The sequence below is a fragment of the Rhizobium sp. ZPR4 genome, from assembly GCF_040215725.1.
Lineage (GTDB): Bacteria > Pseudomonadota > Alphaproteobacteria > Rhizobiales > Rhizobiaceae > Rhizobium > Rhizobium rhizogenes_D.
Genome location: NZ_CP157967.1, coordinates 1,370,565 through 1,384,371, shown reverse-complemented (window position 1 = coordinate 1,384,371; position 13,807 = coordinate 1,370,565). Strand labels below are relative to the sequence as shown.

12 protein-coding genes are annotated in these 13,807 nt (G+C 59.1%); all 12 read right to left on the bottom strand.

Annotated features, from left to right (window positions below):
* Positions 1-69: 69 nt before the first annotated feature.
* Positions 70-1,431, bottom strand: coding sequence for a bifunctional UDP-N-acetylglucosamine diphosphorylase/glucosamine-1-phosphate N-acetyltransferase GlmU (glmU, locus tag ABOK31_RS06835; protein WP_349958236.1), 1,362 nt, complete (start codon positions 1,429-1,431; stop codon positions 70-72).
* Positions 1,432-1,533: 102 nt separating this feature from the next.
* Complete coding sequence (locus ABOK31_RS06830) at positions 1,534-2,280, bottom strand: FadR/GntR family transcriptional regulator (protein ID WP_174174802.1); 747 nt, start codon at positions 2,278-2,280, stop codon at positions 1,534-1,536.
* Positions 2,281-2,296: 16 nt separating this feature from the next.
* Complete coding sequence (gene yjfF, locus ABOK31_RS06825; protein WP_174174800.1) at positions 2,297-3,265, bottom strand: galactofuranose ABC transporter, permease protein YjfF; 969 nt, start codon at positions 3,263-3,265, stop codon at positions 2,297-2,299.
* Positions 3,262-4,290 (bottom strand): ABC transporter permease, encoded by a 1,029-nt coding sequence (locus ABOK31_RS06820; RefSeq protein WP_349958235.1) that lies wholly within the window; start codon positions 4,288-4,290, stop codon positions 3,262-3,264. The genes yjfF and ABOK31_RS06820 overlap by 4 nt, the downstream gene beginning before the upstream one ends.
* Positions 4,287-5,810 carry a galactofuranose ABC transporter, ATP-binding protein YtfR gene (gene ytfR / locus ABOK31_RS06815; protein WP_349958234.1) on the bottom strand — a complete coding sequence of 508 codons (1,524 nt, stop codon included), beginning with the start codon at positions 5,808-5,810 and terminating at the stop codon, positions 4,287-4,289. The genes ABOK31_RS06820 and ytfR overlap by 4 nt, the downstream gene beginning before the upstream one ends.
* A 229-nt stretch (positions 5,811-6,039) precedes the next feature.
* Entirely contained in the window at positions 6,040-7,002 is a 963-nt protein-coding gene (gene ytfQ, locus ABOK31_RS06810; protein WP_092715466.1) for a galactofuranose ABC transporter, galactofuranose-binding protein YtfQ, read from the bottom strand.
* Positions 7,003-7,145: 143 nt separating this feature from the next.
* Positions 7,146-8,222: a BMP family ABC transporter substrate-binding protein gene (locus tag ABOK31_RS06805; RefSeq protein ID WP_174174794.1), complete on the bottom strand. Its 1,077-nt coding sequence runs from the start codon at positions 8,220-8,222 to the stop codon at positions 7,146-7,148.
* A gap of 53 nt (positions 8,223-8,275) precedes the next feature.
* Positions 8,276-9,196: an ABC transporter permease gene (locus ABOK31_RS06800; protein WP_174174792.1), complete on the bottom strand. Its 921-nt coding sequence runs from the start codon at positions 9,194-9,196 to the stop codon at positions 8,276-8,278.
* Positions 9,193-10,278: an ABC transporter permease gene (locus ABOK31_RS06795; RefSeq protein WP_349958233.1), complete on the bottom strand. Its 1,086-nt coding sequence runs from the start codon at positions 10,276-10,278 to the stop codon at positions 9,193-9,195. The genes ABOK31_RS06800 and ABOK31_RS06795 overlap by 4 nt, the downstream gene beginning before the upstream one ends.
* A complete protein-coding gene (locus tag ABOK31_RS06790; RefSeq protein WP_349958232.1) occupies positions 10,268-11,842 on the bottom strand; it encodes an ABC transporter ATP-binding protein in 1,575 nt (524 codons plus the stop codon). Before ABOK31_RS06790 ends, ABOK31_RS06795 begins: the two co-directional genes overlap by 11 nt.
* A gap of 41 nt (positions 11,843-11,883) precedes the next feature.
* Positions 11,884-12,867 carry a quinone oxidoreductase gene (locus ABOK31_RS06785; RefSeq protein ID WP_349958231.1) on the bottom strand — a complete coding sequence of 328 codons (984 nt, stop codon included), beginning with the start codon at positions 12,865-12,867 and terminating at the stop codon, positions 11,884-11,886.
* A 12-nt stretch (positions 12,868-12,879) separates the two neighbouring features.
* Positions 12,880-13,605 carry a phosphatidylcholine synthase gene (gene pcsA, locus ABOK31_RS06780; protein WP_349958230.1) on the bottom strand — a complete coding sequence of 242 codons (726 nt, stop codon included), beginning with the start codon at positions 13,603-13,605 and terminating at the stop codon, positions 12,880-12,882.
* Between the last annotated feature and the right edge of the window lie 202 nt (positions 13,606-13,807).

Here is a 13,807-nt window from a genome sequence, read left to right as displayed (position 1 = left end):
CCTAGTATTTTCTCAATTGGCATAACGGTCACTTTCGATTTCCGACCGTTACGTCAGTCACCCAAGGGTTTAATGGCCACCCTTCTTCGCCGCCTTGATGGCAAGAGCTCGTTCGCGGATCACCTTGGCCCGCTCCGGCTTCACTTCCTGACGGGCGCGGCCGAATGCTAGCGCATCGGCCGGAACATCGGCAGTGATAACGCTGCCGGAGGCAATATAGGCGCCATCGCCAATGCGAATGGGCGCCACGAGCGAGGAGTTGGAACCGACGAAGGCATTGGCGCCAATGTGCGTCTCATACTTGTTGACGCCATCGTAGTTGCAGGTGATCGTGCCTGCGCCAATGTTGCTGCCCGCCCCGATCGTCGCATCGCCGATGTAGGTCAGGTGGTTGACCTTGGCGCCCTCGCCGATCTTGCCGTTCTTGACCTCGCAGAAATTGCCGACCTTGGCACCGCCGGCGAGATCGGCACCCGGACGCAGCCGCGCAAAAGGCCCGACGGTCGCGCCAGCGCTGACATGGGCGCCCTCGATATGAGAGAAGGCGTGGATGACCGCGCCGCCCTCGATCACCGCACCGGGACCGAAGACGACATTCGGTTCGATCAATGCATCCTGGCCGATCACGGTGTCATAGGCGAGAAACACGGTTTCCGGCGCAATCATGGTCACGCCCGACAGCATCAGTTCGTGCCGGCGGCGCTCCTGCCAGAGACGCTCGATGAAAGCGAGTTCGGCGCGGTTGTTGCAGCCGGTCATTTCGACCTCGGGCGCATCGACCGCAACGGCACGGCCGCCCAGCGAGCGAGCGATCTCGACGAGATCGGTAAGGTAATATTCGCCCTTGGCGTTGCTGTTGCCGATACGATCAAGGAGATCCAGCGCCTTGCGGCCGTTGATCGCCATCAGCCCGCTATTGCACCACTTTATCGCCAGCTCGGCATCGGTCGCATCCTTCGCCTCGCGAATGGCGATCAGCTCGCCGTCCTTGACCAGCAATCGGCCGTAGGCGTTCGGATGATCCGTATGAAAGCCGATGACGACGATGTCGTTGCCGTCGGCAAGCCCCTGCCGAGCTGCACGAAGCGGTGCATCTGTCAGCAGAGGGACGTCTCCGTAGGCGACGATAATATCGTCATATCCACGAGCAATCGCCTCGCGCGCCGCAAGCACGGCATGGCCTGTGCCGAGCCGCTCCTTCTGAAGATAGGATTCGACGGTGATGCCACCGAGCGACGCTGCGGCGCTGACCTCATCCGCATTGCGCCCGACAACCAGAGCCGCCGCCGAAATCCCGGTCTTGGCGATCGCCTCCATGACATGGGCGATCATCGGACGACCGGCGATCGGATGCAGGACCTTCGACACCGACGACTTCATGCGGGTACTATCGCCGGCGGCGAGGATGATGGCGAGGCAGCTGCGTTCCATTTCAAGCTCCGAGATATACGGTCAAGCGCCGCCCGGGGACCGGGCGACTCCCCTCATATCAACAAGTCGAGCGATGAACTACGGCGAAATTCAAGGCGACCTTCAGGCCTCGGCAAGAGCCTCGAAAGCTTCGAGAACATGTTGACGCCCGTCGATGATCACGAATTCCATCGCCTTATGCGCCGAAAGGCCGTCACGCGCCGCTATCGCGTCCACGATGGCCATATGCGTATCCGCAATATTGGCAAAGCCGTTGGTCGAAGGCGGCGCGCTCATGCGGAACATCCCGACGAGTGCGGCTTCGATAAGTCCACCCAGCGATCGCATGAATGGATTTTGCGAAGCCGCTGTAATTGCCAGGTGGAAATGCAGATCGGCGACCGCGAGGCTATCGGAGGTATGATGCGGCGCTGCCATGGCGGCGGCAAGACTGCGAAGCAATTCGATGTCCTCCCGACTGGCCCTTTCCGCCACCAGGCTCGCGGCAAAAGGCTCGAATGCCATGCGAATATCGTAAAGATGCAGAAGGAACTCCTTGTTGACGCCACTTTCGAAATGCCAGTTGAGCACCTCGTTGTCGAACATGTTCCAATGAATCTTCTCGGTGACACGCGTGCCGACGCGCGCACGCGGCACCACCAGCCCCTTTGCGGCCAAAGTCTTCATGCTTTCACGCAGGACGGTGCGGGATACCTTGAATCGTTGCAGAAGCTCACTGTCACCGGGAAGAATGCTTCCGATCGGAAACGCGCCAGAGACGATCGCCTTGCCCAGCTCATCGACCACCTGAGCGTGGCTCGTGCGCGATTTTCCCTCTGATTTTCCGGTCTCAAGCAATCGGTCGCGCAAGCGCTCTGTCCTTCCCTCAGGCATATCGTCGATTCAGGCGGGAAAGCAGCAGAAGACCCTTCTGCATCAGAATAAAAGCAAACAGCAACAAGCCGATCAATATCTTCGTCCACCAGCTGGAAAGCGTTCCATCGAAGGTGATGTAGGTCTGAATCAAGCCCTGTATGAGAATTCCGATGAGTGTTCCTCCGACGAACCCCGCTCCTCCCGTCAGCAGTGTTCCGCCTATGACCACGGCAGCAATCGCATCGAGTTCGACACCGACCGTGGCAAGCGAATATCCCGCTGAGGTATAAATGGAAAAAACGATTCCGGATAGACCAGCGAGAAAGCCCGACAGGGCGTAAATCTGGATCGTCGTTCGCCCCACGGGCACGCCCATGAGTTCCGCAGTCTGCGCGCCGCCGCCGAGCGCATAGACATTGGCGCCAAAACGGGTGCGCTGCGCCAGCACGATGCCGCCGGCAAAGACAAGCAGCATGAGACCGCCGATCAAGGTCAGCCGGCCGCCGCCGGGCATCAGCCAATAGAGATCGTTGAGCTGAGAATAGAAATCATGCTCGATCGGGATGCTGTCGATCGACAGCACGAAGGCGATACCGCGCGCGAGAAACATGCCGGCCAGGGTGACGATGAAGGGCGGCATGCTGAGATAGTGGATGATGGTGCCCATGCCGGCGCCAAAGATCGTCGTGATCACAAGGACCAAAGCGAAAGCGATCAAGGGATGGATCGTGGTGTCGCGAAGAACGATCGCCAGGAACACGCCGGTAAAGGCAATGACCGAGCCGATGGACAGATCGATCCCGCCGGAAATGATTACGAATGTCATGCCGACGGCTGCGATGCCGAGAAAGGCATTGTCGGTCAAAAGGTTGCCGACCACCCGTGTCGACAACATGTTCGGATACTGCGTCACGCAGCCGGCGTAGGCCAGGATGAAGATGACGATAGTCGCAAGCAGCGGAAGATATTTCGAATTCACTTTGCCTGCTCCTTTTGCACCATCTGCCCCTCGCCGCGTCGCCGCCAGAAAAATGCAGTCGCTGACTGCATGGCCGGCGACTGGATAACCAGAATGACGATGACGATGACCGCCTTGATCACCAGATTGAACTCCGGCGGAAAACCGGAGAGCAGGATGCCCGTATTGACCGATTGAATGATCATCGCGCCAATCAGCGAACCGACCATGCTGAAGCGGCCGCCGAGCAGCGAATTGCCGCCGACCACGACCGCAAGGATCGCATCCAGCTCAAGCCACAGACCGGCATTGTTTGCGTCCGCACCCTTGATGTCGGCCGTCACGATGATGCCGGCGGTAGAGGCGCAGAGACCGCTTAGTGCATAAACCGCCATGAGCAGGACCGGGGTGCGGATACCGGAGAGCGTGCTTGCCCGGCGGTTGATGCCGATGGCCTCGACCAGCATCCCAAGGGCAGTGCGCCGAACCAGAGCGATCACCACGAGCGCCGCCAGCAGCCAGATCACGACAGGCATTGGAAGCGCAGCAAACGAGCCGCTGCCAAGGAAGATCAGCCCATCATTGTTGAAGGTAAGGATCGTGCCCTCGGTGATCAATTGCGCGATGCCGCGACCCGCCACCATCAGCACCAGCGTTGCGATGATCGGCTGGATATCCAGTGCGGCAACAAGAAAGCCGTTCCATAAGCCGCACGCCAGACCGATGCCGATCGTCAGCAGCAGCGTATAGGCAAGCGAATAGCCGGCAACGATCGAGGACGCCGCGACAGCACCGCAGATGGCAATCACCGCACCGACCGAAAGATCGATCCCCTTGGTGGCGATGACCAGTGTCATACCGATCGACAGCAGCGCCACGGGTGCGCCGCGGTTGAGCACGTCTATAAGGCTCCCATAGAGTCTTCCATTCTGAATTTCCAGATGAAAGAAATGCGGGAACATGATGAAATTCAAAAGAAGAATGACCGCGAGCGCAATGAGCTGCGGCATCAAACGAACCAAAGATGCCTTGATTTGCGAGCTCATGCGTCCTCCTTTGCCTTCTGAGCCGTGGCAATGGCCTCGACGATATTTCCGGCGGTTATCTCGCTGCCGGTCAACTCGGCGATGTGCTCACGATCACGCAGGACGATGATGCGCGAACTATAGGCGACAAGCTCCTCGAGTTCGGACGAAATCACCACGAGAGACATGCCCTGCCGGCAAAGGTCTTCGATCAGCCGGATGATTTCCGCATGGGCGCCGACATCGATGCCGCGGGTCGGCTCGTCCAGGATCAAGAAATTCGGGTTCGTCGCCAGCCATCGTGCGAGGATCGCCTTCTGCTGGTTGCCGCCCGAAAGAAGCCGGATAGGCTTTTCCCGGTCGGTCGTGCGGATATCCAGTGCCTTGATGTAGCGATCGGCGATGGCGTTCTGCTCGCTGCGTGCAAGAGGTCTCGCCCAGCCCCGCCGCGCCTGCAGCGCCATGATGATGTTTTCCCGAATGGAAAGATCACCGATGATGCCATCGGTCTTGCGGTCTTCCGGGCAGAAGCCGAAGCCGCTCTTGATCGCAGCACGCGGACTGGACAGCGCGATCGTTTTGTCTTCGATCTTTGCGTCGCCGCTATCGGCGCGCTCCACGCCGAAAAGGACTTCAGCAGTTTCCGTGCGCCCGGAGCCAAGCAGACCGGCGATGCCGACCACTTCGCCGACGCGCACCTCCATATCGAAAGGCTTGATCTTGCCGCGCTTGCCAAAGTTCGAGAAGCGGTATTTTACCGGACCGCTTTCCGCCTCGGTCTGCTTCGCCGTGCTTTCCGTCTCAGCGAGTTCGCGGCCAAGCATCATGGCGATCAGAGTCTGCCTGGGTAGACCATCCGCTTCACGAGTGCCGACAAGACGGCCATTGCGGAGAACGGTGATGCGATCGCAGATCTCGTAAACCTGCTCCAGAAAATGCGTAATGAAAACAATGCCCAGCCCGCGCTGCTTCAATCGCCTGACGATGCCGAACAACATTTCGACCTCATGCGTATCGAGGCTCGCCGTCGGCTCGTCGAGGATCAGCACCTTGCCGGAGAGATCGACTGCACGGGCAATTGCGACGACCTGCTGTATGGCAACGGAGAAGCGGTCGAGCTGGCGGCTGACATCGATATCCATGCCGTACTGCGACAGCAGGTTTCTCGCCATGCCATTCATGATACGGCTGCTAACCATACCGAACCGCTGCGGCTGGCGACCGAGGAACAGATTTTCCGCGACGCTCAGATTGGGCAGCAGATTCACTTCCTGATAAACGGTTCCGATGCCGAGCTTCTGAGCTGCCAGCGTGTCATGCGGATCGATCCCGGCCCCATCGAGAACCAGAGTGCCGGCGTCGCGACGATAAGCACCTGTCATGCACTTGATCAGTGTGGATTTTCCCGCACCGTTCTCGCCAAGCAGCGCATGGACCTCGCCGCGCATCAATGTGAAATCGACATGCTCGAGAGCGGTCGAACCGGGAAAATATTTACAAAAGCCTGTCGCTGTCAGAAGTCGCTCGACGTCGTGAGCCATGAAGCGCTGATGTCCCTGCATTGAGCCAATAGAGCAACTCCAGGAAAAGTGCGTAGCGGTTTTCCGTCCGGAATTGCGAGAAAATAAAAAACAGCGCGGTTCGGAGATTCCGTGAAAAGCTGAACCGCTCTAGGCGAAAGCGATAGCCGGCGCATTGCGTTGATGCGCCGGCATCCTGCACAAGAATTCGCACCGGTGGCGTTGCCAACCGGTGCGATCGGCTTTCGTCTCAGTAGCCGAGGTCTTTCTTCTGCTCGTAGACCTTCTGCGGGTCATCGGCCTGAGTGTAGAGCTTGGACTCGGTCTGGATCCACTTCGGCGGCTCCTTCTTGGTCTTCAGATAGGCATCGAGCGCGTCGAAGGCCGGACCGGCCATGTTCGGGGTCAGTTCGACAGTCGCATTCGCTTCGCCAGCTGCCATGGCCTTGAAGAGATCCGGAACGGAGTCAACAGACACGGTCAGGATGTCCTTGCCCGGCTTCAGGCCCGCTTCCTTGATCGCCTGGATGGCGCCGACGGCCATGTCGTCATTATGGGCATAGAGAGCGCAGATGTCCTTGCCGCCATTTTCAGCCTTCAGGAAGCTTTCCATGACTTCCTTGCCCTTTGCGCGGGTGAAGTCGCCAGTCTGGCTGCGAACGATCTTCAGGTTGTCATGACCCTTGATGGCCTCTTCGAAGCCCTTCTTGCGGCCGATGGCCGGCGAGGAACCTGTCGTGCCCTGCAGCTCGACGATGTTGCACTTCTTGTCGCCGACCGTCTTGACGAGCCAGTCGCCAGCAACCTTGCCTTCATGAACCAGGTCGGACGTGACGGCCGTCAGGTAAAGATCCTTCGGCGCATTGACCGTGCGGTCAAGCAGGATGACGGGGATCTTGGCTTCCTTGGCTTCCTTCAGGACAGCATCCCAGCCGGTCTCGACGACGGGCGCCAACAGGATAGCATCGACGCCCTGCGCGATGAAGGAACGGATCGCCTTGATCTGGTTTTCCTGCTTCTGCTGCGCGTCAGCGAACTTCAGGTCGATGCCGCGCTTCTTTGCTTCCTGCTTCGTCAGCGTCGTTTCGGCCGCACGCCAACCGGACTCCGAACCGATTTGCGAGAATCCGACGACCAGGTCTTTAGCCGATGCCGACGTAAACATGCAGGCAGCAAGCATCGTGGCACTGATCAGTGCAGTCTTCAATTTCATGATGTCCTCCCAAAGGCCGTTTCCTCAGGCCCGCAGTCAAAAAATCATATAGTAATACTTTTGTAAATCGGCATTCGATGACGCAGTGCAACAAAAAAGGGCGCCTTTTGGCGCCCTTTCTCAACTTGCACTATTTCGTCTGCTTATTTCGAAGCCGGCAGCTTGTCGTCGACACCTTCGATGTAGAAGTTCATGCCGAGTAGCGTGCCGTCATCGGCCTTTTCGCCAGCCTTCAGCCAGGGCGTGCCGTCCTGCTTGTTGATTGGACCAGTGAACGGTGCGAGCTCGCCGGACTTGATCTTGGCTTCGGTTTCCTGAGCCATCTTCTTCACGTCGTCAGGCATGTTGGTATAGTCCGCCATCTTCAGGATGCCGTCCTTTAGGCCATCCCAGCTCTGCTCGGACTTCCACTTGCCATCCAGCAGGGCGTGAACCCGCTTGGAGTAGTAGTTGCCCCAGGTGTCGACGATCGCCGTCAACTGCGCCTTCGGGCCAGCCTTGATCATGTCGGAAGCCTGACCGAAAGCATGGATACCGCGTTCTTCGGCAACCTGCATCGGCGCCGTCGTGTCGGTATGCTGCGTCAGGATATCGACACCCTGGTCGACCATGGCCTTGGCAGCGTCGGCTTCCTTGCCGGGATCGAACCAGGTGTTGACCCATACGACCTTGAGCTTGAAGCTCGGATCGACGGAGCGGGCGCCCTGCTCGAAGGAGTTGATGCCCATCACGACTTCCGGGATCGGGAACGACGCGATGTAGGCAGCGCCATGGTTCTTCGACATCTTGGCGGCGATCTGGCCAAGGATGTAGCGGCCTTCATAGAAGCGCGAGTTGTAGGTCGCGAGGTTAGGCCCGCTCTTGAAGCCGGTCGCGTGTTCGAACTTCACCTTCGGGAACTTAGCGGCAACCTTGACGGTCGCATCCATGAAGCCGAACGAAGTCGAGAAGATCAGCGAGCAGCCGGAGCGGGCAAGACGCTCGATGGCGCGCTCAGCATCCGGGCCTTCCGGCACGTTTTCGAGATAAGGCGTATCGATCTTGTCGCCGAATTCCTTCTGGATCTGCTGGCGGCCGAGATCATGCGCCTGCGAATAGCCGCCGTCCGTATGCGAACCGACATAGACGAAGCAGACCTTGGTCGGCGCCGCTTCGGCGGCGGCAGCGAAACCAACGATGGCGGCGGCTGTCGTTGAGAGGGCGAGTGCTAGTTTTTTCATGGTTACCCCTGTTGGTTTGACATGTTTTGCAGAAATCGGTCCGGTAGTAGCAGTCAGCGCTCCGGAACGAAGGGCTTGCCGAGCGACGCTGGCGTGTTGATCAAGGTCGCGCGACGATTTTGAGAGATGATGACGAGAACCACAATAGTCGACGCATAGGGCAGCATCGACAGGAATTGCGAGGGTATGCCGACGCCGAAACCCTGCGCATGAAACTGCAGGATCGTGACAGCGCCGAAAAGATAGCCGCCGGCCATGACGCGCATCGGCCGCCAGGAGGCGAAGACCACGAGAGCCAGAGTCACCCAGCCGCGGCCGGCCGACATGTTCTCGACCCATTGCGGCGTATAGACGAGCGAGAGCTGCGCACCGGCAAGCCCGGCGCAGGCGCCACCGAACATGACGGCGAGGTAGCGCGTGCGGATAACGTCGATACCGAGAGCATGGGCCGAGCCATGGCTGTCACCGACGGCGCGCAGCTTCAGGCCCGCACGGCTGCGGAAGAGGAACCAGCTTACCCCAATCAACAGCGCAATCGACAGATAAAAGGTCAGATCCTGCTTGAATAGCACCGGGCCGAGGAATGGAATATCCGACAGCAACGGGAAGACGATCTCGTGCAGCTGCACGCCCGGCACGCTGACATAGCCCTCGCCGATCATGCCGGAAAGGCCGAGGCCGAGGATGGTCAGCGCCAGGCCGGTTGCCACCTGGTTCGTCACCAGCGTCAGGGTCAGGAAGCCGAACAATAGCGAGAAGAGCGCCCCGGCGACGATGCCGGCCAGCAGGCCGACATAGGGCGATCCGCTCATCTGCGCACCGACGAAAGCGGCAACGGCACCGATGATCATCATGCCTTCAACACCGAGGTTGAGAACGCCGGAACGTTCCACCACCAGCTCGCCGAGGCCGGCGATGACGAGCGGCGTCGATGCGGTGATGATGGTGAGCAGAATGGCTTCAAAGACGCTCATGCCGCACCTCCCCGAACCCGCGACCAGACCAGGCGGATCTTGTAATAGATCAGGGTGTCGCAAGACAGCACGAAGAACAAAAGCAAGCCCTGGAAGACGCTTGCCGCCTTGGCCGATATGCCCGGCGACAATTGCGCCGCCTCGCCGCCGAGATAAGTCAGCGCCAATACGAGACCCGAAAGGATGGCTCCGAGCGGATTGAGGCGCGCGAGGAAGGCGACGATGATGGCAGTGAAGCCGTAGCCCGGCGAGATCGCCGGCTGCAGATGGCCGATAGAGCCGGAAACTTCGGAGATGCCGGCCAATCCGGAGAGTGCACCGGAAAAGAGGAAGGCAAACCAGACCATTTTCCGCGAGGAGAAGCCGGCAAAACGCCCTGCCCGCGCCGATTGACCGAGCACGGTGATTTCAAAGCCCTTCAGCGTGTATTTCATCAGAAACCAGGCAAGGATCGCCGCGACCACCGCAAAGACGATGCCCCAATGCGCGCGCCCGGAATCTTCCCAGATCGCCGGCAGAACTGCTTCCGGCGGAAAATCGATGCTCTGCGGGAAATTATGGCCCTGCGGATCGCGCCATGGTCCGCGCGACAGCCAATCCAGAAAGAGCTGTGCGATATAGACCAGCATCAGGCTTGTCAGGATTTCGTTAGTATTGAAATGCGCCTTCAAGAGCGCCGGAATGGCGGCATAGAGCGCACCGCCGATGGCGCCGGTAATCAACATCAAAGGCAGTACCATCGGTGAATGCCAATCGGTAAAGACGATCGGGATGAAGGAGCCAGCGACAGCTCCCATCGTGAACTGGCCTTCGGCACCGATATTCCAGTTGTTGGAGCGATAGCAGAGACAAAGGCCGACGGCGATCAGGATCAGCGGGCCTGCCTTGATCGCCAGTTCGTGCAGCGACCAGACTTCCAGCAGAGGCTCGACGAAGAAGGCGTCAAGCGCCTCGACGGGATCCTTGCCCATCAGGGCGAACATGATGGTGCCGGCAATCAACGCCAATGCGAGGGCAAGCAGGGGCGACAGGAGGCCGAACAGCTTCGAAACCTGCGGGCGCTTTTCGAGTTCAATGCGCATGTGCAGGCTCCGAATGCGTCTTCGACTCATGCAGCCCACCCATCAGCAGACCGATCTTTTCTCGCGTCAGTTCGCCGGCGGGATAGGACGGCGACAGACGCCCTTCCGAGATGACGGCGATATCGGTTGCCACTTCGAAAATCTCGTCGAGATCCTGGCTGATGACGAGCACGGCCGAGCCATCGCGGGCGAGATCGACCAGCGCCTGCCGGATGCGGCTGGCAGCACCCGCATCGACACCCCAGGTCGGCTGGTTGACGACGAGGACGCTCGGTTGGCGATCCAGTTCGCGGCCGACGATGAACTTCTGCAGATTGCCGCCGGACAGCGCGCCGGCAGCGGGATCCTCGCCGCTCTTGCGCACATCCATCGCCTCACAGATCCGCTTCGTCGCCTGCTTGACCGCGCCGTGCCTGATCACATTGAAGAATCCAGCACCCAGAAACGACTTGCGATCCGACTGATGTCGGGCGAGCACGAGGTTATCCGACAGCTTCAATGCCGATACCGCGGCATGGCCGTGGCGTTCTTCGGGCACGAAGCCCGCGCCGATCAACCGGCGCGCATTGATGCCTTTGGCCCCGACAGACTTGCCGCGCAATCGGACGAGATCATCCGCGGCAACCGTGTATTCGCCGGAAATGACATCGAACAATTCGCCCTGCCCGTTGCCGGCGACACCGGCGATCGCCAGCACCTCGCCAGCACGCACGCGAAGCGAAACATCCTTCAGCGACATGGCAAACGGGGTCCGCGCCGGTGCCGAAAGACCCGCGACCTCAAGGAGAATATCCCCCTTGGAGCCTAGCCCTTCATGCTGCACGCTGGCGACATCGCTGCCGACCATCATACGGGCGAGCGACCCAGTTGTTTCCTGCCTGGGATCGCAAGCGCCCGTGACCTTGCCGTGACGCAGGACCGTGGCGCGCGAACAGATGCGCTGCACCTCTTCGAGCCGATGGCTGATGTAGAGCACCGAGCGTCCCTCGTCTCGCAGCTTGAACAGCGTTTCGAACAGCCGGTCGGCTTCCTGCGGCGTCAAGACGGACGTGGGCTCGTCGAGAATGATGAGCTTCGGATTCTGCAGGAGAGCGCGAACGATCTCGATACGCTGCCGTTCGCCGACGGACAGATCCGCGACATGTGCATTCGGGTCAAGCGGCAGGCCATAGGCGTGAGAAAGCTTTGCGGCTTCTTCGGAAATTTTTGCGAGCGGGATATTGCTGTCGAGCGAGAGCGCTATATTTTCCGCGACAGTCAGCGCCTCGAACAAAGAAAAATGCTGAAATACCATGCCGATGCCGAGCTTGCGCGCAGTGCCCGGCGCATCGATCGACACAGCTTGTCCCTGCCAGATGATCTGCCCATGTGTCGGCTCGAGCACGCCGAACAGCATCTTGACCAGCGTGGACTTGCCAGCGCCGTTTTCGCCTAGAAGGGCATGAATTTCGCCCGGCTGGATTTCAAGATCGATTTCGTTGCAGGCTGCAAAACTGCCGAACAGTTTCGTCAGTTTGCGAACCGACAATAGTGCACCGCTTGCCGGCGCATCGGATGACGACACGTTCCCCTCATTTCCTTCCCACCGACCTGTCCTTTACGGATCTATGGGATCAGTAGTGTAGTTCCACTCGTTTTCCTGGCTTCCAGATCCGCGTGCGCGCGCCCAGCATCGCCCAACGGATAAGTCTGATGAATATTGATACGCACTTTGCTGCTTTGCACAACAGCAAATAACGCCTTTGCACTGGCTCTCAACTCCTCAGGCGTGCCGACATAGGCAAAGAGACTCGGACGCGTCGTGAAAAGAGAGCCCTTCTGGTTGAGGATTGCGAGATTGAAGTTCTCAATCGGGCCAGAAGATTGGCCGAACGTGACCCACATGCCGAGCCGCCTCAGACAATCGAGCGATTGCGGATACGTATCCTTGCCGACGGAGTCGTAGACGACATCGACGCCCTTGCCACTGGTGATTTCCCGCACACGATCGGCAAAATTCTCCTTGCTGTAGTCGATGACATGGTCGTAGCCATGCGCCAGCGCCAACTGGACCTTCTCAGCCGAACCGGCCGTGCCGATGACGGTGCCGGCTCCAAGCGCCTTGGCCCATTGGCCGGCAATCAGGCCGACGCCGCCGGCGGCCGCATGAAACAGCAGCGTCGTGCCTGGGCCGACCTTGAAGGTGCGGTTCAAAAGATACTCGGCCGTCATGCCCTTCAGCATCATGGATGCTGCGGTTTCGAGCGGGATATCATCAGGTACTTTGACCAGATAGCGGGTCTCGATGTTGCGCTCGACACTGTAGGCGCCGTCGCTGCCGACATAGGCAACGCGATCGCCGACGGCAAAATCGGTCACGCCGGGGCCGACCTCGGTGACCGTGCCTGCAGCTTCCTTGCCAAGCGGCAACGGAAATTGAGGCGCCTTGTAGAGACCGGAACGAAAATAGACGTCGATGAAGTTGAGGCCGATCGCGGCATGGCGGAGCTGCACCTCGCCCGCGCCTGGAGGCGGCAGATCCACCTCCTCCAGCTTCATTACCTCAGGACCGCCATTTTCATGGATGCGAATGACCTTGGTCTTCTTCATGATACGCGATCCTTATTGACGTCCGAGGGACGGGAAAAACTGCAGCACGGCACCGATGCAATAAAGATAAATACCACTGATGATGAAGAGGACAACGGCCCATTGCGGCATGACGAAGTGCATCAGCAGCGAATAGATGCCGAGCGCCGACCAGAAGAGAAATATGCTAAGGTTCAGCGGCCGCAAGCGCTTGACGCGCACGGGATGCAGAAAATTGATCGGCAGGAAGGTCAGAACGACGGAAAAGCCGACGAGGATCATGGCTGTCGTGGCGCTGGCGCCGATGACGAAAAGCGTGAAGATCACCATGTTCCAGACGACCGGAAAGCCGGAAAAGAAATATTCGTCCGTCTTCATGCCGGTATCCGCGTAATAGATGGCACTGGAGACCACGATCATCCCGGCCGCGACAAAGGACCAGGGCTCGCCGATCATGCCGCTCTCATAGAGCGCGAAGGCCGGCAGAAGCACATAGGTCACGTAGTCGATGATATTGTCGAGCGTATCGCCAGACCAGTTGGGCAGCACTTCCTTGACGCGAACCTTGCGCGCGATCGGCCCGTCGATGCCATCGACCAGCAGCGCCAGGCCGAGCCACCAGAACATGTCTACAAAGCGATGCTCGGATGCTGCAACGACGCCGAGAAAGGCGAGAAACGATCCGGATGCCGTCAGTATATGAACGGAGAAAGCACGCATCTCCGCATAAGGCACCCGCTTGTAATTGAAGATTTTCATCCGCCCCACGATTCGTCAGCTTATGCGCCTGCCCCGGCAGGCGGTTTTTTCGCTAATATGCATCCTTTGGTTTGCACCGCCAGCACAAAAGCGTCGATCCAGACACGCTAGCGCGACTTACTGTCATTTTCACCCGTTGCGATGTTTCATCCCATGGATTTCAACAGACTAAGCGCTTATTTTCAGAACCGAAGGCAATTGA